Origin of the sequence: Oricola cellulosilytica (assembly GCF_019966575.1) — a bacterium.
Lineage (GTDB): Bacteria > Pseudomonadota > Alphaproteobacteria > Rhizobiales > Rhizobiaceae > Oricola > Oricola cellulosilytica.
The window spans coordinates 161,034-185,339 of sequence record NZ_JAINFK010000007.1 but is presented as its reverse complement, the minus strand read 5'-3'; the positions used below and the strand labels follow the sequence as shown (position 1 = coordinate 185,339).

Below are 24,306 nucleotides of genomic sequence, written 5' to 3'. Positions count from 1 at the left end.
ACCATGGACCTTGGACTCAACAGGCGCAAAGCAATCGTCTGCGCAGCAAGCCGCGGGCTTGGCAAGGGCTGCGCAACAGCACTGGCCGAGGAAGGTTGCGACCTTACGATCAACGGTCGAGACGCCAACGTCACCGACCGCACTGCCGACGAGCTTCGCGAACACGGTGTCAATGTCACAGTCATTCTCGGCGACATCTCGGATCGCGACGTTCAGGCGCAACTCCTTGAAGCCTGTCCGCAGCCCGACATTCTTGTAAACAACAATGGAGGCCCGCCGCTCCGCGATTTCCGGGACTTGGATCGCGAGGCAATCATCGCTGGCGTCACCCAGAACATGGTCACGCCCATAGAACTTGTGCAGGCGGTGATCGACGGCATGGCAGAACGCGGTTTCGGACGGATCGTCAACATCACGTCCTTATCGGTATATCAGCCAATTCTCGGCCTTGATCTGTCCTCCGGCGCGCGCGCCGGCCTCACCTCGTTTCTTGCCGGGGTAGCACGCTCGGTTGCAAACAGGAACGTGACCATTAACAACCTCCTGCCAGGCAAGATCGATACCGATCGTATTCGCACGACGATCCGTTACGCCGCAGATAAGGCGGGAACCCAAGTAGAGGCGGAAAAATCACGCCAGGAAAAACTTATCCCCGCTGGCCGATTGGGTAATCCCGAGGAGTTTGGAAAAACCTGCGCGTTCCTCTGCTCGGTTCACGCAGGCTATATCACCGGACAGAACATTCGACTCGACGGCGGATTCTATCAAAGCGCGTTCTAGGGGACGGCACGTTTGCATGATCGCGACCAGCCCTGTTCAGGGATCACGATAGTCGCTAGCCTCTGGAAACCGACAAAATCGACGGAAGAACTGCATGGAAGAAGTCCCACCAGATCAGGCCACCCCGACAACCCCCAGCCTGGAAGACGCCGCGCTTTTTTTCCACCAATATCCTCGCCCGGGAAAGCTTGAGATTCAAGCCACCAAACCGCTTGGAAATCAACGCGATCTCGCACTGGCGTATTCGCCGGGGGTGGCAGCGCCATGTCTTGCGATTGAAGCGGACCCGCTAAAGGCAGCGGACTATACGGCGCGCAGCAATCTCGTGGCGGTGGTATCGAATGGATCGGCCGTCCTTGGGTTGGGGAACATCGGCCCGCTTGCCGCAAAACCGGTGATGGAAGGCAAGGCGGTTCTGTTCAAGAAGTTCGCCGCGATCGATGTATTCGATATCGAGATCGACGCTCCAAATATCGATTCAATGGTGTCCGTGGTCTCCGCACTCGAACCAACCTTCGGTGGAATTAATCTCGAAGATATCAAGGCCCCCGAATGTTTCGAAGTCGAGGCACAGCTGCGGGAGCGCATGAAAATCCCGGTCTTCCACGACGATCAGCACGGCACAGCCATTATTGTTGCTGCAGCGATCACCAACGGGCTCGATCTTGCCGGCAAATCGCTCGGCGAAGCCAAGATCGTTACATCCGGCGCCGGTGCCGCCGCGCTCGCCTGTCTCAACCTTCTGGTCTCGCTCGGCGCGAAGCGAGAAAACATCTGGATCACCGATATCGAGGGTGTCGTTCATGAAGGTCGGAGCGAACTTATGGACCGTTGGAAATCGGTTTACGCACAGAAAACCGACAAACGGACCCTCGCCGAGGTCATTCCGGACGCGGATGTGTTTCTCGGACTCTCTGCTGCCGGTGTGCTGAAACCTGCATACCTCACCGAAATGGCGGAAAACCCCCTGATTCTTGCGCTTGCAAATCCCACGCCCGAGATCATGCCTGATTTTGCGAGGAAGGCCCGCCCGGACGCGATGATTTGCACAGGCCGATCTGATTTCCCCAATCAGGTCAACAATGTACTATGTTTTCCTTATATTTTCCGGGGTGCCCTCGACGCCGGTGCGACTACGATCAATGAAGAGATGAAGGCCGCAGCCGTAAGAGCAATCGCACAACTTGCGCGGGAAGAACCATCCGATGTTGCCGCACGCGCCTATAGCGGCGAAACGCCGACATTCGGGCCAGACTACCTGATCCCTTCACCCTTCGATCCACGACTCATCCTGCGGATTGCCCCGGCGGTTGCCGAAGCAGCGCATGCAAGCGGCGTTGCCGCTCGCCCGATCGAGGACATGGCAGCCTACTGCGATCGCTTGAACCGTTTCGTCTTCCGTTCGGGCCTGGTGATGAAGCCGGTTTTCACGGCGGCCCAAGCGTCCCAGAACAAGCGGGTTGTGTATGCCGATGGAGAAGACGAACGGGTGCTGCGTGCCGCACAAGTTGTTCTAGAGGACAAACTGGCCGAGCCCATTCTCATTGGCCGTCCTGAAGTGATCGAGGCTAGGCTGCAGCGCTACGGACTGAAGATTCGGCCAGGCGTGGATTTCGAGCTGATCAATCCGGAAAACGATCCGCGATATCGCGACTACGTGGATGAACTCACCCAAAAATCTGGTCGTCGCGGAATCACGACCGACGTAGCGAAGATGCTGGTCCGCACCAACACCACGGTCATCGCTTCGATAGCGCTATCGCGCGGTGAAGCTGACGCCATGATTTGCGGTCTCGAAGGGCGCTATGAAAGGCATCTCCGCCATGTTCGGGTAATCGTTGGACTAAGGGATGGAGCGCGTGATCTTTCGGCACTTTCAATGCTGATCGCGCAGCGCGGAGTGACGTTCTTTACCGACACCTACGTGACGGTCGATCCCTGCGCAGAGGAGATCGTCGAAATGACGGTCCTCGCGGCACAGGAAATCGAGCGCTTCGGCATCGAGCCGAAAGCAGCACTCCTGTCGCACTCCAATTTCGGCTCGCGCGACAGCACGTCAGCCCTCAAGATGCGCGAGGCGACCGCAATGCTGCACCACATTGCGCCGGGACTGCAGGTGGACGGGGAAATGCACTCGGACTCCGCTCTCGACCCGACTTTGAGGCAGCGCGTCTACGCCCATTCGACGCTTGATGGAGAAGCCAACCTCTTGGTCTTTCCCAATCTCGACTCGGCCAACATCACGTTGAACGCGGTCAAGACGATGACGGATGGCCTCCATGTGGGTCCGATCCTTCTCGGGACCGCCAAACCGGCACATATACTCACACCATCCGTAACCTCCCGCGGCGTGGTCAACATGACGGCGCTGGCGGTTGTCGAGGCAGCGCAGCGCCAAGCCGGCCTTCCTGAGGCTTTGCGGGCGTGAAGTCGGGGGCCGCGTTCAGCTAGTGTTCACCGCGCATCCATTAATTACGTGGCGAGTTCACGCGCTGGACGTTTAGCATTCAGGTGAAACACTCGGTGGCCGTGGTATCATGAGATCTTGGCTGACCAGCTAACGGAGTATTCGGGGCGTGTCTGGCGTACATTTCGATCGGAGCAATCTGACCGCCCGATTATTCAAAATCGCTACCCGGGCGGTTTTGGCCGCCGTGCTCGCCACCTTTGCCGCCACGCCCGCCCTTGCTGACATTTGCAGCGACCTCCGAGCTGAATTACGCTCGGCGAGCCGCCCTGACGCCAGATCGTCAACCCGGTTCCGACGCTACGCCAAAGCAGCCCAACGCCAAGAAGGCGAACTGCGCAAGGCAATTGGGGTACAGCGGGCAAACAAATGCGCGCGGAGTCCTTCGGCAAGGTGCCAATCCTTGAACCGAACGATTCAGGACATGCGGGCGAACCTGAACAAACTGGAACGAACCCGCGACCGGTCCGCGCCGGTGCGAGACCCCCGCCGAATCCGGGAGATCAAGGCGCGGATTCGCGCCAGTGGATGCGATTCGAGACAGCAGGTCACTCGGCAGCGATCGCTCGCCGTACCTCCGGCTTCCAAGCGCCGGGATAAGGTTATCGTTCGCGAGGGGACCCGGCGGGTCAAACCGCGAGAGAAGGTTTCAAACGCGGCCGGAGTGCGCAGCAAGATTATCGCGCCGCCGCCGGCAGACAGCTTCCGTACAATGTGCGTGCGTCTCTGTGACGGTTACTATTTCCCGATGTCGTTTTCGACAGGACCCGAATACTTCGAGCGCGACAAGCAAGCCTGCAGCGCTATGTGCCCGGCGGCAGAGACGAAACTCTATTATCACCGTGTTCCCGGTGAGGAGAGCGAGGCTATGATCTCGCTTGAGGGAGAAGCCTACACGGCGCTGCCAAACGCGTTCCTTTACCGGAAGCGTGCACAAGACAAGACCGATTCTTCATGTACCTGCGGAACGCCCGTGACGCTCGCAAACCTGCCAACGGAAGAAAAAGCCCCCCTCGAGCTATCGGCAATCCCCACGCCGGCCGAGAGACCGGACGCCTTTGCCGACCCGGAATCGCAGATGGACCTCCAGACCGGACTATCTAAAGGCGCGGTGCGCGAACTTACCGGCGCCGTGACGCACGGCAAGGTTCGCTCGAGTTCTGAGGGGAACCGGGAGGTCAGGGTCGTCGGGCCGCAATTCCTTCCCGACCCAGAAGGGGCAATAGATCTGCGATCTCCGGACCGGAGGAACGGCCGGTAAGCGCGATCCGCAACGGCATGAAAAGTGCCCTTCCCTTGCGGCCGGTCTTTTCCTTGACCGCAGAGGTCCAAGCAGACCATGTGGAGGCGTCAACGTCACCTTCGGGCAGCAAGGAAAACGCCGTCCTCGCATAATCCAGATCGTCTCCGTCCAGGACGATATCCCTGGCGGGCCCGTCCGTGATGATGGGCCACCAGTCACCAGCCTGCCGTACCTTTTCGATATTCGCCCGGATCACGTTCCAGAACTGCCCCGCTCGCGGGTCATCGACATTGACACCGGCAGCTTTCAATCTCTCCGACACTTCCTCAAACGGCAATTGGTGGACAATCTGCCTGTTCAATAAATCGAGTTCGGTCGGATCAAACTTCGCCGCGGACTTCGAACTGGAAGAGGGGCGGAACGTCTCCGCCATGACTTCTATTGAGGCCGAGGGCGCAACGTTCTCCGACGTGCCGATCAGCACGGCAAGAGCAGCAACGGCCGCCGGTTCGTAGCCGGCCTCGCGGAGCGCCTTGATCGAAAGCGCGCCGCTGCGCTTCGACAGACCCTCACCGGTTGTCGTTGTCAGCAGGTTATGGTGGCCGAACGCGGGAGCGTTGGCTCCAAGCGCCTCGAACAGCGCGACCTGCGCGCCCGTGTTGGTCACATGGTCGTCGCCACGGATGACGTGGGTCACACCCATGTCGATGTCGTCAACGACGGAGGGCAACGTATAAAGATAAGACCCATCCTCGCGTACGAGAACCGGGTCGGACATCGAAGCGAGATCGACGGTTTGCGGTCCGCGCACAACATCGTCCCAGTGGATTTCGGTGCGCCGCGTCGCGAAGGGATCGACGTCGAAATTCGGCAGCAGGAAGCGCCAGTGCGGCTTGTGGCCTTCGGCCTCGAACGCTGATCGTTGCGCCTCTGTTAGCTTTAACGCCTCGCGCCCATAGACCGGAGGGAGACGACGGCTGAGCCGGATCCTGCGTCGGCGTTCGAGTTCCTCGGGCGTGTCATAACAGGGATAGAGTAGCCCGGCCTTCTTGAGCCTTTCCACGGCGGCATCGTACGCTTCTGTCCGCTTTGACTGGTATTCGACCCGGTGGGGGCGTACCCCCAGCCATTCGAGATCGGATGCAATCTGCTCGGCGTATTCCCGCTTCGAGCGGGCACCGTCCGTATCATCGAACCGCAAGATGAACTTACCGTCGTGTTTCAACGCGAACAGCCAATTGAAAAGCGCAGTGCGAACATTCCCGATATGAATGTTGCCGGTCGGCGAAGGCGCGAAGCGAACGGTCACGGACATGAAACGAAATCTCGATCTACAGATGTGGCTGACAAGTTGTGCTAGCGGTTAGCCCTGCGCTCCCGCGATTGCAACCGAACCTCGAAGACGCGCGCGCAGACGCGCAGACGCGGCAAAGAGCACCACGCTTGCCATAAGGCAGTAAACACCGAACGCGAGTATCTGACCCGAATAGGGAACGCCCATATCGATCAAAGTACCGGTCAATCCCGGGCCGACCGCGGTCATGAAGACCATTACGGCAACGATCATGGAGCGAATCGAGCCAAGATGCGCGATCCCGTAAACCTCGGGCCACACGGCACCAAAAAGTGTCCCCGAAAAACCATAGGAGAGGCCGAGTAGAGCCATAAAGAAAAAAACTCCATATTGTTCGGTAACGGCAGCGAGCGTGATGCAGGCGACTGCTAACGGGATCAGGAAAAAAGGCAGCAGGCGCAACGCGCTGAATCGGTCGACCAAGTGGCCGCAGACGAGCGCGAAAATGACCGTCATCGAAGACATTAGGACAAAGGAGGCTGCGAAAGCCTCCTGCGACCAGCCCCGCAATTCGACAAGGTAGACCTGGTGAAAGAAGATCGTCGTGCCGATGAAGGGCGGAGCGAGAACCCCGGTCAATAGCACGTAGAAAAACGGATCACGCAGAACCTCGCTGCGAGTCCAGTTGTGCACGGGCGGCGCATTGATGTTGGCGACCACGCTCTGCGGCTCGCGCTCGACGCGCATTAGTGCGAAAATCGCAGGAAAGGCCACCAGCAGCAGGACAAGACCCGCAGCGACCCAGCTGTTTCGCCAACCAATCAAACCAGCGACGAGAACGAAGGCCAGCGGGAAAAGCGCTTCGCCGAAATTCACCCCGATCGCCGAGAACGACACGGCTCGTCCACGCTGTGCGGCAAACCACTTGCCCATCGCGGTCATGGCGATGTGGGTCATCATTCCTTGGCCGAACAGGCGCAGACCGTAGATCGCAACAGCCAGCAAAACCAGCGAGTTGGAAAACGCCAAGGCAAAGCAGGCTAATGCTAGCATCGGAGCCGTCAATGCGAGCACATGGACCACCCTGAAGGTGTCGACGGTCTTTCCCAATCGCGGAAGCGTAAGCGCGCTAGCTAACGTTGCAAACATGTAGAGCATGCCGAAGCCGCCATGACTGAGATCATATTCGGCTCGGATGTCCCCGGCGGAAAGGGCGATGAAAAACGTCTGCCCGAACGAGGAAAAAAATGTCAGCAGGAAACCGCCGGCAACCCAGCGTGCATTGTTGACCAGAAAATTGACGAACCGCATCGCTGTTGTGCTTCTATGCGTTTGTGGGCGGTATCGGGCCGCAGCCGTGAAAGGCGGGAACGCTCACCCGTGGCCATGCGTCCGCTTCACACATTTGTCCGGATTTGGCAATCGGGGTTGGTGCGGCGTTTCTACGGCGGACGCCCTCCCCGGCGTAGCCAAAATCAGAACCTACCCGCGGAAAACAGGGGCCATAAGCGCCGGAAGTTATACTGGTCGCGGTCACGGTTAGCTGCGTGCTCAGGGGGCGGCCCCGCTAATCGGCTGGAAACCGGTTAGCTGCGGTCTCGGAAACGGTTGGTAATCGGATACCGCCGGTCGCGACCGAAATTCTTGCGGGTGATCTTCACCCCCGGCGCCGACTGGCGGCGCTTGTATTCGGCGATATAAAGTAGGTGCTCGATCCTGTGTACGAGTTCACGGTCGTGGCCGCGCGCGACGATCTGATCGACCGACAGTTCGTTCTCGACGAGGCTTTCGAGGATGTCGTCAAGCACCGGATAGGGTGGCAGCGAATCCTGATCGGTTTGGTCGGGACGCAATTCGGCAGACGGCGCTTTGTCGATGATGTTTTGGGGAATGACCATGCCGGTCGGCCCCAGCGCGCTGGGCGGTGTATGCGCGTTTCGCCAGCGCGACAACGCATACACCTGCATCTTGTAGAGGTCCTTGATGGGATTGAAGCCGCCGTTCATGTCCCCGTAAAGGGTGGCATAGCCGACGCTCATCTCGCTCTTGTTTCCGGTGGTGACGACCATCGAGCCGAACTTGTTGGAGATCGCCATCAGGATGGTGCCGCGCGTGCGGCTTTGCAGATTTTCTTCGGTGATGCCCTCGTTGGTTCCGTGGAAAATATCGGCGAGGGAGGCCAGGAAGCCTTCCACCGGCTCGAAAATCGGAATCACATCGTAGCGGCAGCCGAGAAACCGCGCGCATTCCTCCGCATCCTTCAGCGAGTCACCGGAGGTATAGGTGTAAGGCATCATCACGCAGCGCACCCGCTCCTCGCCGAGCGCATCGACGGCGAGTGCGGCGCAAATGGCTGAGTCGATACCGCCGGACAGACCTAGAACCACATTGGAGAACCCGTTCTTGTTGACGTAATCGCGGAGGCCCAGCATGCAGGCGCGATAGTCGGCCTCCTCGGCCTGCGGAATGCGCGACATCGGCCCCCCCGCGCAGTGCCAGGTTTCGCCGTTTCTTCTCCAGGTCGTCACTACCACCTGGTCCTGGAACTGGCTCATCTGGAACGCCAGTTTCCGGTCGGCATTGAAGGCAAAGCTGGCGCCGTCGAAAACAAGCTCGTCCTGCCCGCACAATTGGTTGGCGTAGAGGATAGGCAGGTCGCTCTCGATGACCTGACGGATCACCACCTGGTGGCGCACGTCGACCTTGCCCCGATAGTAGGGAGAACCGTTGGGGACCAGAAGCAGTTCCGCGCCGCTTTCCGCAAGCGTTTCGCATACGCCGAGATCGCCCCAGATATCCTCGCAGACCGGAATGCCGATCCGCACACCGCGAAAGTCGACGGGGCCCGGCATCGGACCGGCCTGGAACACGCGTTTCTCGTCGAATTCACCGTAATTCGGTAGGTCGACCTTATGCCGCTCGGCGATCACCTCACCTCCATCGAGCACCATCACCGAGTTGTGCTTCAGCCCGCCACGGGCCAGCGGTACACCCATCACCACACCTGGCCCGCCATCGGCGGTATCCCCCGCAAGGTCGCGCACAGCCTTCTCGCAAGCCGCCAGAAAGGCAGGCTTCAGGACCAGATCCTCGGGAGGGTAACCGGAAATGAAAAGTTCGGTGAAGAAAACGAGATCGGCACCATGGCGGGCGGCTTCAGCCCGGGCTTCGCGCGCTTTCTCGAGATTTCCGGAGATATCGCCGACTGTTGGATTCAACTGCGCGACGGCTATGCGCAGAACGTCTGGTTGCTCGCTCATGGCCGAGCATTAGCCCGCGTGGTCGGCGGTGGCAATCGACCGCCCGGCAGTTCATTTAAGTCGGAATGCAACACCGCCGATCCCTGCCGGGAAAGGCCCCCATAAGACCACGAAGCGCACGGCGCGAACGGGAAATGGGTGGAGGAGACTATTCGTCCTTGAGCGCAAGGCTGCGCTTCGCGCCCGGAACGGCTTGGCGTTTCCTCACCGGAACCGGCGCTGCTTCTTCCCGTCCGCTCTCGCCACCCTCTGCTTCGAGCCGCATCTTGCGCAAACGCTCGGTCTTCTTGCGTCTGGCGTTTTCGTCAGCGTCCATCATCGCGCGCGAAACGGAGTTCGTCTGTTCCCATTTGTCTTCGGCGCGCGAGGAACGCTTGAACAATGTATCCTTGGTGAGATTCGGAGCAGGCCGTTCCTTTTCCATCCGTACCGCCTAACGTGCCGGGCCGGTGGGGCGCGGCTTACGCTTCGGGCCGGGAAGCAACCCCTCGCGTTGCGCCTGCTTTCGAGCGGCCTTGCGACTCCGGCGCACGGCCTCACCTTTTTCGCGAGCCCGCTTTTCAGACGGCTTTTCATAAGACCGACGCGCCTTCATTTCGCGAAAGATGCCCTCGCGCTGCATCTTTTTCTTCAAGACGCGAAGCGCTTGGTCGACATTGTTGTCACGTACGAGAACTTGCAATGGATATCCTTTCCTGATGCGATCCGGGGCATTCTACCGCTTAAGGCTCCGGCCGCACCCACCACCATTAATGCTTTAGAGCGGGGATTGACCCCGCTCTGCAGCCGCATAGGTATGCGGCCTAAAATCGCAATCGACCTGCAGCGCTTACAAGGGCGCTTGCGGCCAGCAATTCAGAGAAGCTTGAGATTACCGGCAGAACTACGGCCGTCACGACCCTGCTCGACTTCGAACTGAACCTTGTCGCCTTCAGCAAGCCCTCCAACGCCAGCGCGCTCGAGTGCGCTAACATGAACGAAGACGTCTTTTCCACCGTCTTCCGGCTCGATGAAGCCATAGCCCTTCTGGCCGTTGTAGAATTTCACTGTACCTGTCGGCATTCGTATCTTCCTTAGACATATCTGTCCGCGCCGCGACTATCGCCGGCACGATTACATATCGAACATTGGAGAGGAAATGGCGGGTCGAAAGCAGTTGACGCCGCGAAAAGCCAAACCTGGCCAAATCAACGATATCTCTATTTACTCGCAATGTCAGGCAATTACAAGTTCGCTCCCGAGTCGGCATGATGTGTTTAGTGGGAGTGCCAGTCGCCGCCGCATGGCACGGCTTCGGAATCGGAACTCTAAGCGGAAGGCTGAATGAGCGAAGAGAAAATTGCTGTGATCGCCAGGGTTACCGGTCGGGTTCAGGGGGTCTCGTTTCGCGCATGGACGCAAGCCGAGGCACAACGGCGCGGTCTGACAGGATGGGTTCGAAACGAGACCGACGGTTCTGTCACGACGCTTCTATGCGGACCGAAGTATCACGTGGAACTGATGATCGAACTCCTACATGACGGGCCAAAGGGGGCGTGGGTCTCCGGTATCACCACAGACACCGTCCAGTTGCCGGAGGAATGCGCACGTTTCGAAATCAAGCGTTAGGGTCCAGAAACTCAAGAGATTTTCAGTGCGCATTTCCCGCGATCAAGTATCACGGGAACAATCAGATCTTCCTTGTCCTCGAGACAACGGCAATAGAGTTCGGCGGGCAGCACACTTCGCTCCTCAAGAGAGTTCGGGCGGGTTTGTCGTCGTGGGTCATACTGCCTTCCGAAAACGGGAGCTGCTGCGGCAAAAGTGATTCCTAGAGGAAGAACCAAGAATCCCACGCGAAGAAACCGTATTGGCGGGAGTGGTGCGCAAGTTCCGCCTCCGCCCCTTCACCCGCAGCGCCATAGGCAAAGAACAGCGGCATCAAGTGCTCGTCTGTCGGATGGTTCTCGGCGATGAAGGGCGCGCGGTTCCTCCAGTCGAGGATGGCCTCACGGTCGCCCTTTCCAAACTGTTCAGCAAACCACCCGGTGAACGCCTCGATCTTTCCAGACAACTCAGGATCCGGCGTACTACCGTGACGGATCGACGCGAAAATGGCCCGCAGATTGTGCGTGATATGCCCTGAGCCGAGCAGCAATATCCCTTCTTCACGCAACGGCGCGAGCGCCGCGCCCAGTGCGTAATGGTATGCGGCATCGCGGCGCGGATCGATCGAAAGCTGCACGACCGGGATGTCGGCATCGGGATACGCCAGGATCAGTGGGTTCCACGCGCCATGGTCGTAGCCGCGCTCGGCAGTGGTCCGCGGCGAAAGCCCGGAATCTGCCAATAAGTTCGCGACGCGCATTGCCAGTTCCGGCTCCCCGGGCGCCGGGTAGACTTTCTCGTAGAGTTCCTGCTGAAATCCGCCGAAATCATAGATCATCGCCGGATTGGGATCCGTCACCACGACCGGCCCGTCCGTCTCGAAATGCGCCGAAACGATCACAATCGCCTTCGGCCGCGGCACCAGTTTCCCGAGCGACGCGAGGAAGTCATGAGCCTCCGACGGTTCAATAACGACATTGGGTCCGCCGTGGGAGATGAATACGCTTGGCATGTTGCCCATAGGGATTCTCCTTTGCCGCGGACATAATACGGCCATGCCCCGCATGCGAGAACCGGGACATAGACTTATCGTTCATCGATCGGAGACGAGGCGGGCGGCGCCCAAATCACAATCGGGCTTCCCCGGCTGGGTATTGCGGCAACCTATCGGCGATTTCGTAGTAATCGCCCTTGTCGGCGACGAAGATGTGGTGGCTGGCCTTCAGACCGGACGGAATATCGAACGAGCCGGCCATGATCGAGGTCCGGCCGCTTTCGTTCCGTTTCCAAAAAAGCGCTGCTCCGCACGTACGGCAAAACCCCCGCTTCGCTTCCGCGGACGCCGCGTACCACGTCAGATATTCCGCGCCCTCGATCGACAATTCGCTGTCGGCGCAACTGGTTGCGGCGACGAAATGGCCGCTCTGTTTTCTGCACTGGGTGCAGTGGCAATAGATGATATCTCGCATCGGGCCATTCGCCCGAAATGAAACCGCACCACAGTGGCATCCGCCGGAGATCCCATCGGTCATTTTCACACTCGCCCATCAAGAGAAACAGGGACGATCATCGACCGTCCTCGCGCTCGGGAATTGCCGGTGGACGACGGCAGCCGTCGCAATATCAGGCGTTGACCGCAACCTTCTGATCGCCGCTTCCACGCCCATTCTTCAGGTTTTCTGCGACCAAAAACGCCAGCTCAAGCGCTTGATCCGCATTGAGCCTTGGATCGCAGTGGGTATGATAGCGATCCTGGAGGTCCTCAGCGCTGATCGCGCGCGCGCCGCCCGTGCATTCAGTGACGTTCTTGCCCGTCATCTCGACATGAATGCCGCCCGGATAAGTACCCTCGGCGCGATGGATCTGGAAGAAGTGCTCGACTTCCGAAAGCACCCGCTCGAACGGTCGTGTCTTGTAGCCGTTCGCCGTGATGGTGTTGCCGTGCATCGGATCGCAGGACCAGACGACTTTCTTGCCCTCCCGTTCTACTGCACGGAGCAGTCGTGGGAGATGGTCCGCGACCTTCTCGTGCCCAAAACGCGCGATCAAAGTCAAACGACCCGGCTCGTTCGCCGGATTGAGGATATCGATCAGGTTGATCAGATCATCAGCTTCAAGCGACGGTCCGCATTTCAGTCCGATCGGGTTCTTGATCCCGCGGCAGAACTCCACATGTGCGTGATCCGCCTGCCGTGTGCGATCACCGATCCAGATCATATGTCCGGAAGTTGTGTACCAGTCGCCAGAGGTTGAATCGACACGGGTCAGCGCTTCCTCGTAGCCGAGCAGCAGCGCCTCATGGCTGGTGTAGAATTCGGTTTCGCGGAGGCGCGCATAGTGATCGGCAGTGATGCCGATCGACCGCATGAAATCCATCGTCTCGGATATCCGGTCGGCAAGCGCGCGGTAACGCTCGCCTTGTGGACTGTCGCCGACAAAGCCTAGCATCCACTGATGGACGTTTTCGAGGTTCGCATAGCCCCCTTGTGCGAAAGCGCGCAGAAGGTTGAGCGTGGCCGCTGACTGACGGTAGGCCATCTCCTGCCGATTTGGATCTGGAACGCGGGACTGTTCGTCAAAGTCGATTCCGTTAACGATATCGCCGCGATAGGATGGAAGTTGCACACCATCCTTGGTTTCGATGTCGGAGGAGCGCGGCTTGGCAAACTGCCCGGCAATGCGTCCGACCTTCACGACGGGCTTTGAACCGCCGAATGTCAACACAATCGCCATCTGCAGGAAGACGCGAAAAAAGTCGCGAATGGTGTCGGCCCCGTGCTCAGCGAAGCTTTCGGCGCAATCGCCGCCCTGCAACAGAAAGCCCTTCCCTTCACAGACCTCGGCAAGGTGACTGCGCAATGCCCGCGCCTCGCCCGCGAAAACGAGCGGGGGATAGGTGCGCAGACGCGACTCGACATTCTCCAGAACCGTTTGATCCGGATAGGTCGGAACCTGCATGATCGGCTTGCTTCTCCAACTGTCAGGTGTCCACGTCTGTGCCATCGTACTTCGCTCGCATTCGTCTCTCACAGGTGATCTCGGCGGGACGGTGGCCCAGCCCCTGCCCGACCGATGCGCCCATATAGGCCAATCGATCCCGCGTTACCAGCATGGATTGCCCTATGTTCTCAGGCCTCGACTTGCGAAACTCCATGTTCTCGCAGCATGCTGTCGATAAATGCGCGCTCCTCTGCCTCGAGCAGGACATGGCGCGTATAACGCGGTACGTGCCGATCTTGAATGACTGGAGTATCAAAGGCGTGCGTCTCCAAAATGAAGCGCCGCACATGGTCTTCTCCATACTCGCGAAGGTAACCCTGCAACACCGCATCAAGATAGCTTTGCAGGATTGAGTGATGGGCGTCACGACGGGCCGGCGGGCGGGCTTCGTAAATAAAGACGGGGCCGTCGAACTCGAAATCGCCCGAAAACACGATCGCATTGCGTGCGACGACTCGCCGATCGTATCCCAACTCACGCCGGTCCAGCGCATCAAGATTTTCAATATGATCGAAAACCAGCAGACCAGGCAAATCGTGCCCCGCTTCGACATCCGGTTTCACACTGAGGAACGATAGGCCCTCCTCCGATGGATCGGGACGAGCCTGCCAATGACGCCTCCAGCCGCGCACTGACGCCTTCGCCGCACCGAGGATACGGGTACGGTGGGTGGCGCGGTTCACCAGCGATCCATACCCAAAATAGGCAAACAGGTCGCCCTTCGCGGCCGCTCGACCGATTTCGTCCCACATATGAAGATCAGTTTGGTTCAGCATGCGTATTCTTGGAGTTGATTTTGACGTTTACGTAAATGGTAACTTTCTCGGCGGACTTCCATTCAACGGCACGGGAGAATCGATGCCAAGCGGACTTCAAACCACGAACGCAAGCGGTTTTCTGTCTGCCGAACCGATAGAGCGCGGTGTTAAATTCAAAGCCGACGACGGATTTCCCTTAACCGGAACGTTGTTCGAAAACCAGCAAGAAACCCCTGCCAAGCCGCTTGTGCTCATATCGTCGGCCGCAGCCGTCCCACGAGGGTTCTACTCGCACTTCGCACGCTTCCTGATCAAGCTGGGATGCCGCGGGGTGTTCACATACGACTACCGCGGACTTCCCGGTTCCCCAGAGCCTGCCAAATGGGCGAGCCGCATAAATATGATCGATTGGGGCCAACTCGATTTCCCCGCCGCGATGAAAACGCTGGATGCCGTCGACCCCGGCCACCCCATGGTGGGCATCGGTCACTCGTACGGTGGGCAGGCGCTGGGCATTTCTGGATGCTCGTCCCGCTTCGCTCGGTACGCCGCCGTCGCCACGCTTTCGGGTTACTGGCGCAACACTGGTGAACCATGGTCCGTGTTATTTAAGATGAACGGAATCGGCGTTCCCGCCACATGGCTTTTCGGCAAGACCCCGGCTTGGCTCGGAACCGGAGAACCAATGCCAGGACCGGTGTTCCGCGATTGGGCCCGATGGTGCCGCTCGCCACGCTATTTCTTCGACGACGCGGCGCTCAAGCTGCCGGAGCGCTTCTCCGCGGTCGAAACGCCGATCCTCTCGCTGGGATTCGCCGATGACGTGTGGGGCACGCCGAAAGCCAACGCCGGCCTAATGGATTACTACGATAGAGCACCTGTGGAGCAGCTTTGGCTCGGTCCCGAGGACGCCGACGGGGCGCAGATAGGCCACCTCGGGTTCTTCCGCAGACGGTTCGCCGACACGCTATGGCCTCGCCTTACCGACTGGCTGCTCGACGGCTAGGCTGCCTTCTTGCCGGATTTAACCCGATAGGTCGGTTCATACATCGTCACAAATTCTTCCGCCGCTGTCGGATGGACCGCCATGGTGGCGTCGAAATGCTCCTTCGTGCAGCGCGCCTTGAGGGAAATTCCCAGCAATTGTGCCATCTCCCCGGCAGCCGGCCCGACCATATGCGCACCGACGACGACGCGGCTCTGCACGTCGACTATCAGCTTGACCAGCATCTTTTCCTGGCGATCGGGCAGCACGTGATGCATCGGACGGAACGTCGCCTTGTAGATCTCGAGATCGCCATACCGTTCCGCCGCTTGCTCCTCCGTTAATCCGACGGTACCGATCTCCGGCTGCGAGAATACAGCGGTGGCGATGGTTTCGAAATCAGGCTTCGTGGGGTTACCTTTAAATGCCGTTTCGAGAAAACACATGGCCTCGTGGATCGCGACGGGAGTTAATTGCACCCTGTTGGTGACGTCCCCGACCGCCCAGATATGGTCGACATTCGTGCGCGAATAGTCATCGACAGTGATGGCTCCCAGGATGTCGGTGTGAACGCCGGCGTGATCGAGACCTAGCCCCCCCGTGTTCGGCACCCGGCCAAGGGCAAGCATCACCTGGTCCGCCGTTAACATATCTCCGTTGAGGAGATGCGCGTCGAGACGGCCGTCGGCCCGCCTTTCGACCTTGTCGAAAATCTGGTGGCAGATAACGTTGATGCCCTTGGCAATCATCGTCTGCTGAAGATGATCGCGCAGGTCGTCATCAAACCCGCCGAGTATCTTCTGGCCGCGATAAACTAGGGTCGTCTCTACGCCGAGACCATGAAAGATATTGGCGAACTCGACGGCAATATAGCCGCCGCCGGCAACAATGATTGCCTTGGGCAAGGCGTCCAAGCTGAAAGCACCGTTCGAGGTGATGCAAAACTCGTGGCCGTCAAGCGCTTCGTGCAAATTCGGCCGCCCTCCAGTCGCAATCAATATCTGGTCGGCGGTGACCGTCCTGCCGGAGGCCTCGAGCAAAATTTCGTGTGGCGAAACCAGACGGGCACGGGTGTCGTGTATCTCTACCTTGTTCTTTTCTAGGCCGCCCCGGTAAAGCCCCTCGAGCCGCGCCACCTCGCGATCCTTATTGGCGATCAGGGTTGGCCAGTCGAACGAAGTTTCGGCAACCGTCCAGCCATAACCGGGTGCGTCCTCGAAATGTTCTGAAAATTGAGACGCGTAAACGAACAGTTTCTTGGGAACGCATCCGCGTATCACGCACGTTCCGCCCATGCGGTATTCCTCGGCAAGGCCGACCCGCTTACCCATGCCCCCGGCAAGACGCGCAGCGCGCACGCCGCCCGATCCTCCGCCAATCACGAACAGGTCGTAGTCTCGCGTCGCCATAAATCCAATCTCCTTGCGGGGGCGGTAAGCCATTCCCGCATAGTGGAAGGAACGAAAAAACGAAAGGCCCGGCGCAAGCACCGGGCCATCCCATAAATTCGCGTAGCTGTGGTGATCAGTTCTGGGTCGCGCCCTGTGCCGGTGCGCCTTCCAAAGGCGCGGTGCTTCCGCCCGGGGCAGCGCCTTCGACATTTGCCCGCAAACCGGCCTCGTTCATCTTGGCAACAACGTTTTGCAGCAGATCGCGCTCAATGCCCCGCGCCCAGACCGAAACGGCCCCGTTGACTTCGCGTGATACGATAGGACCGTTCTGTAGAAGCTTCTGCCCGGCCTCGGTCTCATAGAACTCCGCGATCATCTTCAGATCCTCTTCCGTGAAGGCTGACGCATAAATGCGGGCCGCCTCTTCCTCGAGAGCTGAACGGCGGGAGACCATCGCTAACGTCTCGGAATCCACGATATCGGATATTTGGTCCTCGAGATCCGGGTTGTTCGCGATGAGACGGCCTTTGAGGCCGAGCGCAGCGGCAGGCAGTATGTCATCAAAGGGATCGGTTGCGCCAAGAGCCGAAATCGCGTTTCTGGCCGCGGCGATATGCGCGTCGGATGGCTCCTGCGCATGCGCGGCGCCCGGCATTACGGCGGAAACGACCGCAGCCGCATATGCGGCCCTGCGAATTCGGTCTTTCATCGATAACATCATTTTCTTGTTGAACTCCAGTTCCTCAGATTCCGTAGTGGCCTGACATCAGGCGCCCGCCGCGACAAGTGTTCTGACCCCATCCGCGCCGGCAACGATCGCTACCGTCGTCATGCCGATGAAGAGCCCGTGCTCCACCACACCCGGAATGAGGTGCAGCGCGTCAGACAGTGCCTTTGGGTCGGAAATGTGGCCGAATGATGCGTCGAGTATGAAGTGCCCGCCATCCGTTTCGTACGGCTGACCATCGCGAACACGGAGCCGCAATTCGCCGGAATATCCCAGGGAGTCGTATGCGCGTTGAGCTGCGCCGCGGGTTGCCTCCAGTCCGAACGGATTGACCTCAATCGGCAGGGGAAATGAGCCCAGCGCCGGGACCAGCTTGCTCTCGTCAGCAATAACGATGAAGCGCGACGACGCATGGGCGACGATTTTCTCGCGAAGCAAAGCGCCGCCGCCCCCCTTGATCAGATTGAGAGAGGCATCGATCTCGTCGGCGCCGTCGATCGCCAAATCGAGACTCGGGGATTCGTCGAGGCTGGAAAGGGGCACGCCAAGTTCGATGCAAAGGCGCGCTGATCGCTCCGAGGTTGGAATGCCGGTTACATGAAACCCATCCCCGACCCTTTCGGCAAGCAAGTGGATGAAAGCTTCCGCCGTGCTTCCCGTGCCGATGCCGATCTTCATGCCTTCGCTCACGTATGACAGAGCGGCCTGCGCAGCGGCGCGTTTCAATTCGTCTGACGACATGGACAGTTGTATTTCCCCGATTTCGGCGCCTCGGTTAACACGCCGCCTGGCACAGGCCAACCGGCAATGCGCCTCACATCCGTTGCAAAGAGATTGTCCGACAGCTAGTGCTTCGCCGAGAATTCAAACGGAAAATGTCAATGCCCCCTCCGATCGTGGTTTTTGATCTTGATGGAACGCTAGTCCATACGGCACCCGATCTCATCGACAGCCTCAATCATGCCCTCGCATCCGCTGGCGTCGGAGCGGTCAATGCGGAAGGTTTCCACCGCTATGTCGGTCAAGGTGCCCGCGCGATGATCGAGCGGGCGTATTCGTCAACCGGCAGGGAAGCCGCGACCAAGGAAATCGACGCTCTTCTCGACCGGTTTCTGGTACACTATCGCCAAAATATGCCCGGCAAGTCGCGCCCCTACGATGGCGTTCTGGCAGCGATAGACGATCTGAAGTCCGCCGGATTTCTTGTCGCGGTCTGTACGAACAAGACAGAACACAACGCCGTAGATCTGCTGCAGGCCCTCAAGATCGACAAGATCTTTTCCGCGATCTGTGGCCAGGATACGTTCACTGTGCGAAAACCCGACCCGGCTCATCTGACGGGCACGATCGACAGGGCTGGCGGAGACCGGAACCGCGCAGTGATGCTGGGAGACAGTGAAACCGATATCGTTACGGCGAAAGCCGCCGGAATTCCTGTTGTCGCCGTCGATTTCGGCTACACGGAGCGCGACGTCTGCGAATTCAAGCCCGACAGAATCATTTCGCACTATGCTGCGCTCGATACCGAACTTGTCAACGAGTTGATCAACGCTGCCGTGCAGCCCTGTTGACTTCCGCAAAGCGCGAAGCCTATACCCGCGCGCCTGCGCCAAAGGCAGGGCGATTAGCTCAGCGGGAGAGCACTCCCTTCACACGGGAGGGGTCACTGGTTCAATCCCAGTATCGCCCACCATTTTCTCCGCGAAATGTAATGTTTATGCCGCGCTTGCACTGTCCTCGGTCGGCTGGGCGAGCTCATCCGCTTCAATGCAGTCGCCACCATTTGCGCCAGCGGTTTCCGCGAGTTTGTCCGCACGTTCCAAGATGCTTCTGCCGTCGCAGTTACGCCTGTTTCCGAACGCCAGACCTATGCTGACGCGATAGTCCGGCGCGTCCCCAGCCACCCGGGACGCAGAGGTTCTCAATGCCCAGAGCAGGCGCTCGCACGCCCGGTTAGCCGTCCGCGCGTCGGTATTGGGCAAAATCAGCCCGAACCGATGATCCCCCGTGCGACCAACAGAATCATATGCTCGTGTCTGTTCGGTAATCAGCCCGGCCAGCTTCCGCAGTAGCCCGTCGCTTGCCGCGTGGCTATTGAATTCATCGCTTGGGAAAACCTCGATCGTCGCCACCGCCAATGGGGACTGGAAGCGCCTGTAACGATTGAATTCATTGTCGAGGATGCCGAGAAAATGCCGCAGATTGTGCAATCCGGTGAGGCTGTCCGTCAGAGCCTGGGCACGGAGACGCCGGTGTGCATTCTCAAAGTCACGAATGCTGAGCATTCCGTACATCCGCCCCTCTTCTACGACGGGGATGTGGCGTATTTGCTTCACACTGAGCACTTCATAAACGTCTTCGGTAAGATCGTCCGGACCACAGGTGATCACCGATCTGGTCATGACCTCGTCCACCCGTTTCGAGAAAAACTCCGTCCGGCAATTTACGATCGATCGAACAATATCGCGCTCGGAGACGATCCCAATAACGTCGCCTTGATCTCCGATGACGGGAAGCGCGCCGATGTTGTTCGCGCATAATATTTGCGCAGCCGAAGCCAGTTCCATGTCCGAGCGAGCGGATTTGAGATCCGGCTGGCTCATCTCTGAGAACAGTTCTCGAATTCGCATCTGGCCCCGCCTCCCCAATCGCCTAACACTGGACGATCGTATCAGTCGCACCTTAATATTTTATGCACCAGCTCGTTTGATATCGGGTTGATTTTGCGCCATTCTGCGGTGCGCCTTCAACTTGTCGGATCTCGTGACGAACCGCCTTAACGATACCTATTCGATCGATGAATTGCTGAAAGAGCGCACAAGCGCCATTGCAATTTGCCGGACATGTGGCACACGGGCCAGCGTCGATCTCCAGCGCTTGCGCAGCAGCTTTGGCGGGAGCGTTGCGCTCCGCCGCATCGCCTTTCGCATCATTTGCACGGGTTGTGGCGCAGCCGATTGCGGCACGACCGTCTTGCCGCGGCCACCCAATTGACAAGGGATGCGGGCTCGGATCACGCCATTGCCATCGGGCGCCGCTGCGGTATGAAGCGACCTGCCCATAACGCTCAAGGAGCAAACGAATGGCATCCGAGCTGAATACACTCTTTCCCCTCCGGGAGGCCGATACACGGTGGCGCAAGCTGACGGACGAGCACGTTTCGGTCGACACGTTCCGCGGCGAGGAAGTTCTCGTAGTCGAGAGGGAGGGCCTGCGGCTCCTGTCGGAAAGGGCGTTCGGCGACATCAATCACCTGCTCCGTCCCGGCCATCTGAAGCAGCTTGCGGCAATCCTCGACGACCCGGAAGCAACGGACAATGATCGCTTCGTCGCCTACGACCTACTGAAGAACGCCAATATCGCCGCCGGCGGGGTGCTGCCGATGTGCCAGGACACCGGTACGGCGATCATCATGGGCAAGAAGGGGCGAAAGGTCTGGACCGATGGCGGTGACGAGGACGCCCTGGGCGCAGGCGTTCTCGACGCCTATACCAAGCGGAACCTGCGCTATTCGCAGCTCGCGCCGCTGTCGATGTTCGAGGAGAAGAACACCCGCAACAACCTGCCGGCCCAAATCGATATCTATGAGGAGGGTGAGGACGCGTACAAGTTTCTGTTTGTCGCCAAGGGCGGCGGGTCTGCCAACAAGACTTTCCTCTACCAGGGCACGCCGTCGTTGCTGACGCATGACCGGATGGTCGGGTTCCTCAAGGAGAAGATCCTGACGCTCGGTACTGCCGCCTGTCCGCCCTATCACCTCGCCATCGTCATCGGCGGCACGTCCGCCGAAATGAACCTTAAGACGGTCAAGCTCGCCTCGACGCGTTATCTCGACACGCTGCCGACAGAAGGTTCGGAATCGGGCCACGCCTTCCGCGACCTGGAGATGGAAGCCGAGATCCACAGGGCGACACAGGCGACCGGGGTTGGCGCCCAGTTCGGCGGCAAGTATTTCTGCCACGACGTGCGCGTGATCCGCCTGCCCCGCCACGGCGCATCCCTGCCGATCGGTCTCGGCGTCTCGTGCTCGGCCGACCGCCAGGCGCTCGGCAAGATCACGAAGGACGGCATTCTCGTCGAGCAATTGGAAACCAATCCGTCGAAGTATATGCCGGATATCGACGAGGACACACTGTCATCGAATGTCGTGAAGGTCGATCTCAATCGGCCGATGGGAGAAATCCTCGCCGACCTGACAAGACACCCGGTTAAAACCCGCCTTTCTCTTTCCGGCTCTATCATCGTTGCCCGCGATCTGGCGCACTCGAAGATCCGCGCCCGGCTCGAGGCTGGCGAACCGATGCCGGACTATTTCAAAAACCACCCGATCTACTATGCCGGGCCGGCAAAGACGCCGGGAGGCTACGCGTCCGGCTCGTTCGGGCCGACCACAGCCGGCCGCATGGATTCCTATGTCGACCAGTTCCAGTCCTTCGGCGGATCAATGGTGATGCTCGCCAAGGGCAACCGGTCGCGCGCCGTGCGCGAGGCCTGCGCCCGGCACGGCGGTTTCTATCTGGGCTCGATCGGCGGGCCGGCCGCCCGTCTCGCCCAAGAGTGCATCAGGAACGTCGAAGTCGTCGAGTATCCCGAACTCGGCATGGAGGCGATCTGGCGGATCGAGGTCGAGAACTTTCCCGCCTTCATCGTGATCGACGACAAGGGCAACGACTTTTTCAGGGAACTGAACCTCGGATGACCGCTCACCACATGGTCTTTTCCGCGCGGCCCGCCCATTCCCTGTCGTAGGTTTCGGAATCGAAGACGCCACGCGATTGCGCCCTGAGAACGTCGCCCGGCGTCGGGAGCTCCTTCGGATAAACATGATGCGCCGGATTCCACAATTCGGCGCGCAGCACCGCTCTGCCGCATTGCGTGTAAACCTCGTTGACGCTGACAATTACCGCCGAACGCGGCCTCTTGCCATCCCTCTCGAAACTCGCCAGAAGGCCCTCGTCCACCGTCACAATGGCCGTGCCGTTCATTCGGATTGTCGTCTGCGATCCGGGGATAAGCAACAGCAGCGCCACCCGCGGATCGCGCACGATGTTGCGCAGGCTGTCGATCCTGTTGTTGCCGCGCCAGTCCGGGATGATCAGCGTCTTTTCGTCCGCGATCCGGAACGCGCCGCCCAACTCGCCGCGCGGCGAGCAGTCGATCCGTGCCGGCCCGACGGTCGCAAGCGCGAAAAAGGGCGAGGCTTCCAGCAACGCCCGGTATTCCGGCGTGATCCGGTCGGCGATCTTCAGCAGCGACGCCTCGCCCGGAGCGCCGTAAATCGATTCCAGCTCCTGAAGGCCGGTCACGGGCTTGAAGGATGTCATCGGGTGAGGCCCTTTTCCTCCAGTTCCCTTAGATGCGCGGCCCAACGTTCGCCCTTCTCGCGGCCGAGTTCCAGAAGATAGGACCATGAGTATATGCCGGTATCGTGCAGATCGTCGAAAACGATGCGGACAGCGTAATTTCCGACCGGCTTCATCTGCATGATTTCGACATTTTTCTTGCCGCCTACCGTAATGCGCTGATCGGGAGAGTGGCCCTGGACCTCCGCCGAAGGAGACAGAACGCGCAACATCTCGGCAGTCAGTTCGTGTTTCTCGCCGGTGTTGAATTTCACCGTCAGCAGCCTGCGGTCCTTGGACACACGCAATTCCCTCGGCCACACACTTTGTTCCGCCATGATTGCTTTCCTTCCCGACTGGACGAATGTCGGCCTTCCCATCCCTTGACGGATTGGGCTATGACATCAACACTGAATAAGGACAACATCGCTTCGAATTGCACATGCAGGACCACATCAAACTACCGAACCTGCCGACGATGACCGACCCGTACGGCCGTGACATCACCTATCTGCGCGTGTCCGTGACCGACCGCTGTGATTTCCGCTGCACATACTGCATGTCGGAACACATGACCTTCCTGCCGAAGAAGGACCTGCTCACCCTCGAAGAACTGGATAGGCTATGCACCGCCTTCGTCGAGAAGGGGGTCCGCAAGCTGCGGCTAACCGGTGGAGAGCCCCTCGTTCGCAAGAACATCATGCATCTCATCCAGCAGCTCGGTCGCCACTTGCGCTCCGGCGCTCTTGAGGAACTCACGCTGACGACCAACGGATCGCAGCTTTCTCGCTATGCCGACGAGCTTTTCGCCCATGGCGTGCGCCGCATTAACGTTTCGATCGATACACTCGACCCGGATAAGTTTCGGCAGATCACCCGCTGGGGTGACCTGTCGCGCGTGTTGACTGGACTTGAGGCAGCCCGCGCCGCCGGTCTGAAGGTCAAGATCAATGCCGTCGCCCTGAAGGGCTTCAATGACGAGGAAATCCCGGAGATGATGCGGTGGGCCCACGGCCAAGGCATGGACATGACCGTAATCGAGACCATGCCGATGGGTGAAATCGACGAGGACCGCACCGACCAGTATATGCCGTTGTCGCTTCTTCGCGCGCAATTGGAGGAACATTTCACGCTTCACGACACTCCCTACAAGACTGGCGGTCCGGCGCGCTACGTGCAGGTAGAGGAGACAGGCGGCAAGCTCGGCTTTATCACACCGATGACCCACAATTTCTGCGAGACTTGCAATCGCGTTCGCCTGACCTGCACCGGCACGTTGTACATGTGCCTCGGCCAGGAGGACGCCGCCGATCTGCGGGAGCCGCTTCGCGCGTCCGAGGGCAACGAGGCCCTTTCCAACGCAATTGACGAAGCCATCGGACGCAAGCCGAAGGGGCACGATTTCATTATCGACCGCAGAACCCGGCGCCCTTCGGTATCAAGACACATGAGCGTAACGGGCGGCTAAGACA

General features: G+C 59.3%; 24 protein-coding genes and 1 tRNA gene. 9 read left to right on the top strand and 16 right to left on the bottom strand.

Annotated features, from left to right (window positions below; translation table 11 throughout):
• Positions 1 to 3 precede the first annotated feature (3 nt).
• The 3 genes from LC298_RS16590 (at position 4) to LC298_RS18225 (ending at position 4,508) form a co-directional block, all read left to right on the top strand.
• Complete coding sequence (locus LC298_RS16590) at positions 4 to 780, top strand: SDR family oxidoreductase (protein WP_131570712.1); 777 nt, start codon at positions 4 to 6, stop codon at positions 778 to 780.
• Between the two features lie 94 nt (positions 781 to 874).
• Positions 875 to 3,208, top strand: coding sequence for an NADP-dependent malic enzyme (locus LC298_RS16585; protein ID WP_131570714.1), 2,334 nt, complete (start codon positions 875 to 877; stop codon positions 3,206 to 3,208).
• 463 nt (positions 3,209 to 3,671) lie between these two features.
• A complete protein-coding gene (locus LC298_RS18225; RefSeq protein ID WP_223385713.1) occupies positions 3,672 to 4,508 on the top strand; it encodes a DUF2865 domain-containing protein in 837 nt (278 codons plus the stop codon).
• Here the strand turns inward: LC298_RS18225 and gltX are convergent.
• From gltX to LC298_RS16550, 6 genes are all read right to left on the bottom strand, one after another.
• Positions 4,426 to 5,805, bottom strand: a complete 1,380-nt coding sequence (gltX, locus tag LC298_RS16575) for a glutamate--tRNA ligase (RefSeq protein ID WP_131570718.1) — start codon at positions 5,803 to 5,805, stop codon at positions 4,426 to 4,428. The genes LC298_RS18225 and gltX overlap by 83 nt on opposite strands.
• A gap of 48 nt (positions 5,806 to 5,853) precedes the next feature.
• Positions 5,854 to 7,095, bottom strand: coding sequence for an MFS transporter (locus LC298_RS16570; protein WP_131570720.1), 1,242 nt, complete (start codon positions 7,093 to 7,095; stop codon positions 5,854 to 5,856).
• Positions 7,096 to 7,370: 275 nt separating this feature from the next.
• A complete protein-coding gene (locus LC298_RS16565) occupies positions 7,371 to 9,044 on the bottom strand; it encodes an NAD+ synthase (RefSeq protein ID WP_131570722.1) in 1,674 nt (557 codons plus the stop codon).
• Positions 9,045 to 9,192: 148 nt separating this feature from the next.
• Positions 9,193 to 9,468: a hypothetical protein gene (locus LC298_RS16560; RefSeq protein ID WP_131570725.1), complete on the bottom strand. Its 276-nt coding sequence runs from the start codon at positions 9,466 to 9,468 to the stop codon at positions 9,193 to 9,195.
• 9 nt (positions 9,469 to 9,477) lie between these two features.
• Positions 9,478 to 9,726: a 30S ribosomal protein S21 gene (rpsU, locus tag LC298_RS16555; protein WP_131570728.1), complete on the bottom strand. Its 249-nt coding sequence runs from the start codon at positions 9,724 to 9,726 to the stop codon at positions 9,478 to 9,480.
• A 173-nt stretch (positions 9,727 to 9,899) separates the two neighbouring features.
• Positions 9,900 to 10,106 carry a cold-shock protein gene (locus LC298_RS16550; RefSeq protein ID WP_131570730.1) on the bottom strand — a complete coding sequence of 69 codons (207 nt, stop codon included), beginning with the start codon at positions 10,104 to 10,106 and terminating at the stop codon, positions 9,900 to 9,902.
• 261 nt (positions 10,107 to 10,367) lie between these two features.
• On the opposite strand from LC298_RS16550, the gene LC298_RS16545 reads away from it, so the two are divergent.
• Positions 10,368 to 10,652 (top strand): acylphosphatase, encoded by a 285-nt coding sequence (locus LC298_RS16545; RefSeq protein WP_131570732.1) that lies wholly within the window; start codon positions 10,368 to 10,370, stop codon positions 10,650 to 10,652.
• 202 nt (positions 10,653 to 10,854) lie between these two features.
• Here LC298_RS16545 and LC298_RS16540 read toward each other — a convergent pair whose 3' ends face one another.
• The 4 genes from LC298_RS16540 to LC298_RS16525 all read right to left on the bottom strand — a co-directional run bounded on the left by LC298_RS16540 (position 10,855) and on the right by LC298_RS16525 (position 14,383).
• Positions 10,855 to 11,652 carry a DODA-type extradiol aromatic ring-opening family dioxygenase gene (locus tag LC298_RS16540; RefSeq protein WP_131570734.1) on the bottom strand — a complete coding sequence of 266 codons (798 nt, stop codon included), beginning with the start codon at positions 11,650 to 11,652 and terminating at the stop codon, positions 10,855 to 10,857.
• Positions 11,653 to 11,758: 106 nt separating this feature from the next.
• On the bottom strand, positions 11,759 to 12,163 hold the full coding sequence (locus tag LC298_RS16535; protein WP_131570736.1) for a GFA family protein: 405 nt from the start codon (positions 12,161 to 12,163) through the stop codon (positions 11,759 to 11,761).
• 91 nt (positions 12,164 to 12,254) lie between these two features.
• Positions 12,255 to 13,634, bottom strand: a complete 1,380-nt coding sequence (locus LC298_RS16530; protein WP_131570738.1) for a class II 3-deoxy-7-phosphoheptulonate synthase — start codon at positions 13,632 to 13,634, stop codon at positions 12,255 to 12,257.
• A 125-nt stretch (positions 13,635 to 13,759) separates the two neighbouring features.
• Positions 13,760 to 14,383 carry a gamma-glutamylcyclotransferase family protein gene (locus LC298_RS16525; RefSeq protein WP_131570740.1) on the bottom strand — a complete coding sequence of 208 codons (624 nt, stop codon included), beginning with the start codon at positions 14,381 to 14,383 and terminating at the stop codon, positions 13,760 to 13,762.
• 160 nt (positions 14,384 to 14,543) lie between these two features.
• Here LC298_RS16525 and LC298_RS16520 point away from each other — a divergent pair, with 160 nt between their 5' ends.
• Positions 14,544 to 15,395, top strand: coding sequence for an alpha/beta hydrolase family protein (locus LC298_RS16520; protein ID WP_131571153.1), 852 nt, complete (start codon positions 14,544 to 14,546; stop codon positions 15,393 to 15,395).
• Here LC298_RS16520 and gor read toward each other — a convergent pair.
• The 3 genes from gor to rpiA form a co-directional block, all read right to left on the bottom strand.
• On the bottom strand, positions 15,392 to 16,783 hold the full coding sequence (gene gor, locus LC298_RS16515) for a glutathione-disulfide reductase (RefSeq protein WP_131570743.1): 1,392 nt from the start codon (positions 16,781 to 16,783) through the stop codon (positions 15,392 to 15,394). The two genes, LC298_RS16520 and gor, sit on opposite strands and share 4 nt — an antisense overlap.
• Positions 16,784 to 16,898: 115 nt before the next feature.
• A complete protein-coding gene (locus LC298_RS16510) occupies positions 16,899 to 17,474 on the bottom strand; it encodes a DUF2059 domain-containing protein (RefSeq protein ID WP_158284800.1) in 576 nt (191 codons plus the stop codon).
• A gap of 57 nt (positions 17,475 to 17,531) precedes the next feature.
• A complete protein-coding gene (gene rpiA / locus LC298_RS16505; RefSeq protein WP_131570747.1) occupies positions 17,532 to 18,233 on the bottom strand; it encodes a ribose-5-phosphate isomerase RpiA in 702 nt (233 codons plus the stop codon).
• Between the two features lie 140 nt (positions 18,234 to 18,373).
• Between rpiA and LC298_RS16500 the strand changes: the two genes are divergently transcribed.
• Positions 18,374 to 19,063 carry a phosphoglycolate phosphatase gene (locus LC298_RS16500; RefSeq protein WP_131570749.1) on the top strand — a complete coding sequence of 230 codons (690 nt, stop codon included), beginning with the start codon at positions 18,374 to 18,376 and terminating at the stop codon, positions 19,061 to 19,063.
• A gap of 47 nt (positions 19,064 to 19,110) precedes the next feature.
• Positions 19,111 to 19,185: transfer RNA gene (locus tag LC298_RS16495), tRNA-Val, on the top strand.
• 22 nt (positions 19,186 to 19,207) lie between these two features.
• Here the strand turns inward: LC298_RS16495 and LC298_RS16490 are convergent.
• Positions 19,208 to 20,095, bottom strand: coding sequence for a CBS domain-containing protein (locus LC298_RS16490; RefSeq protein ID WP_158284801.1), 888 nt, complete (start codon positions 20,093 to 20,095; stop codon positions 19,208 to 19,210).
• Between the two features lie 479 nt (positions 20,096 to 20,574).
• Between LC298_RS16490 and LC298_RS16485 the strand changes: the two genes are divergently transcribed.
• Positions 20,575 to 22,191: a fumarate hydratase gene (locus LC298_RS16485; protein WP_131570754.1), complete on the top strand. Its 1,617-nt coding sequence runs from the start codon at positions 20,575 to 20,577 to the stop codon at positions 22,189 to 22,191.
• 4 nt (positions 22,192 to 22,195) lie between these two features.
• On the opposite strand, the gene LC298_RS16480 is transcribed toward LC298_RS16485, so the two are convergent.
• Both LC298_RS16480 and LC298_RS16475 read right to left on the bottom strand, forming a co-directional pair.
• A complete protein-coding gene (locus LC298_RS16480) occupies positions 22,196 to 22,816 on the bottom strand; it encodes a pyridoxamine 5'-phosphate oxidase family protein (protein WP_131570756.1) in 621 nt (206 codons plus the stop codon).
• Positions 22,813 to 23,172 carry a gamma-butyrobetaine hydroxylase family protein gene (locus LC298_RS16475; RefSeq protein WP_131570758.1) on the bottom strand — a complete coding sequence of 120 codons (360 nt, stop codon included), beginning with the start codon at positions 23,170 to 23,172 and terminating at the stop codon, positions 22,813 to 22,815. The genes LC298_RS16480 and LC298_RS16475 overlap by 4 nt, the downstream gene beginning before the upstream one ends.
• Positions 23,173 to 23,276: 104 nt before the next feature.
• Between LC298_RS16475 and moaA the strand changes: the two genes are divergently transcribed.
• A complete protein-coding gene (moaA, locus tag LC298_RS16470; protein WP_223385707.1) occupies positions 23,277 to 24,302 on the top strand; it encodes a GTP 3',8-cyclase MoaA in 1,026 nt (341 codons plus the stop codon).
• Positions 24,303 to 24,306: the final 4 nt, after the last annotated feature.

Coding starts and splice junctions, on each gene's coding strand:
- LC298_RS16590 (WP_131570712.1), top strand. CDS start 4: ATGGACCTTGGACTCAACAGGCGCAAAGCAATCGTCTGCGCAGCAAGC.
- LC298_RS16585 (WP_131570714.1), top strand. CDS start 875: ATGGAAGAAGTCCCACCAGATCAGGCCACCCCGACAACCCCCAGCCTG.
- LC298_RS18225 (WP_223385713.1), top strand. CDS start 3,672: ATGCGGGCGAACCTGAACAAACTGGAACGAACCCGCGACCGGTCCGCG.
- gltX (WP_131570718.1), bottom strand. CDS start 5,805: ATGTCCGTGACCGTTCGCTTCGCGCCTTCGCCGACCGGCAACATTCAT.
- LC298_RS16570 (WP_131570720.1), bottom strand. CDS start 7,095: ATGCGGTTCGTCAATTTTCTGGTCAACAATGCACGCTGGGTTGCCGGC.
- LC298_RS16565 (WP_131570722.1), bottom strand. CDS start 9,044: ATGAGCGAGCAACCAGACGTTCTGCGCATAGCCGTCGCGCAGTTGAAT.
- LC298_RS16560 (WP_131570725.1), bottom strand. CDS start 9,468: ATGGAAAAGGAACGGCCTGCTCCGAATCTCACCAAGGATACATTGTTC.
- LC298_RS16550 (WP_131570730.1), bottom strand. CDS start 10,106: ATGCCGACAGGTACAGTGAAATTCTACAACGGCCAGAAGGGCTATGGC.
- LC298_RS16545 (WP_131570732.1), top strand. CDS start 10,368: ATGAGCGAAGAGAAAATTGCTGTGATCGCCAGGGTTACCGGTCGGGTT.
- LC298_RS16540 (WP_131570734.1), bottom strand. CDS start 11,652: ATGGGCAACATGCCAAGCGTATTCATCTCCCACGGCGGACCCAATGTC.
- LC298_RS16535 (WP_131570736.1), bottom strand. CDS start 12,163: ATGACCGATGGGATCTCCGGCGGATGCCACTGTGGTGCGGTTTCATTT.
- LC298_RS16530 (WP_131570738.1), bottom strand. CDS start 13,634: ATGGCACAGACGTGGACACCTGACAGTTGGAGAAGCAAGCCGATCATG.
- LC298_RS16525 (WP_131570740.1), bottom strand. CDS start 14,383: ATGTGGGACGAAATCGGTCGAGCGGCCGCGAAGGGCGACCTGTTTGCC.
- gor (WP_131570743.1), bottom strand. CDS start 16,783: ATGGCGACGCGAGACTACGACCTGTTCGTGATTGGCGGAGGATCGGGC.
- LC298_RS16510 (WP_158284800.1), bottom strand. CDS start 17,474: ATGAAAGACCGAATTCGCAGGGCCGCATATGCGGCTGCGGTCGTTTCC.
- rpiA (WP_131570747.1), bottom strand. CDS start 18,233: ATGTCGTCAGACGAATTGAAACGCGCCGCTGCGCAGGCCGCTCTGTCA.
- LC298_RS16500 (WP_131570749.1), top strand. CDS start 18,374: ATGCCCCCTCCGATCGTGGTTTTTGATCTTGATGGAACGCTAGTCCAT.
- LC298_RS16490 (WP_158284801.1), bottom strand. CDS start 20,095: ATGAGCCAGCCGGATCTCAAATCCGCTCGCTCGGACATGGAACTGGCT.
- LC298_RS16485 (WP_131570754.1), top strand. CDS start 20,575: ATGGCATCCGAGCTGAATACACTCTTTCCCCTCCGGGAGGCCGATACA.
- LC298_RS16480 (WP_131570756.1), bottom strand. CDS start 22,816: ATGACATCCTTCAAGCCCGTGACCGGCCTTCAGGAGCTGGAATCGATT.
- LC298_RS16475 (WP_131570758.1), bottom strand. CDS start 23,172: ATGGCGGAACAAAGTGTGTGGCCGAGGGAATTGCGTGTGTCCAAGGAC.
- moaA (WP_223385707.1), top strand. CDS start 23,277: ATGCAGGACCACATCAAACTACCGAACCTGCCGACGATGACCGACCCG.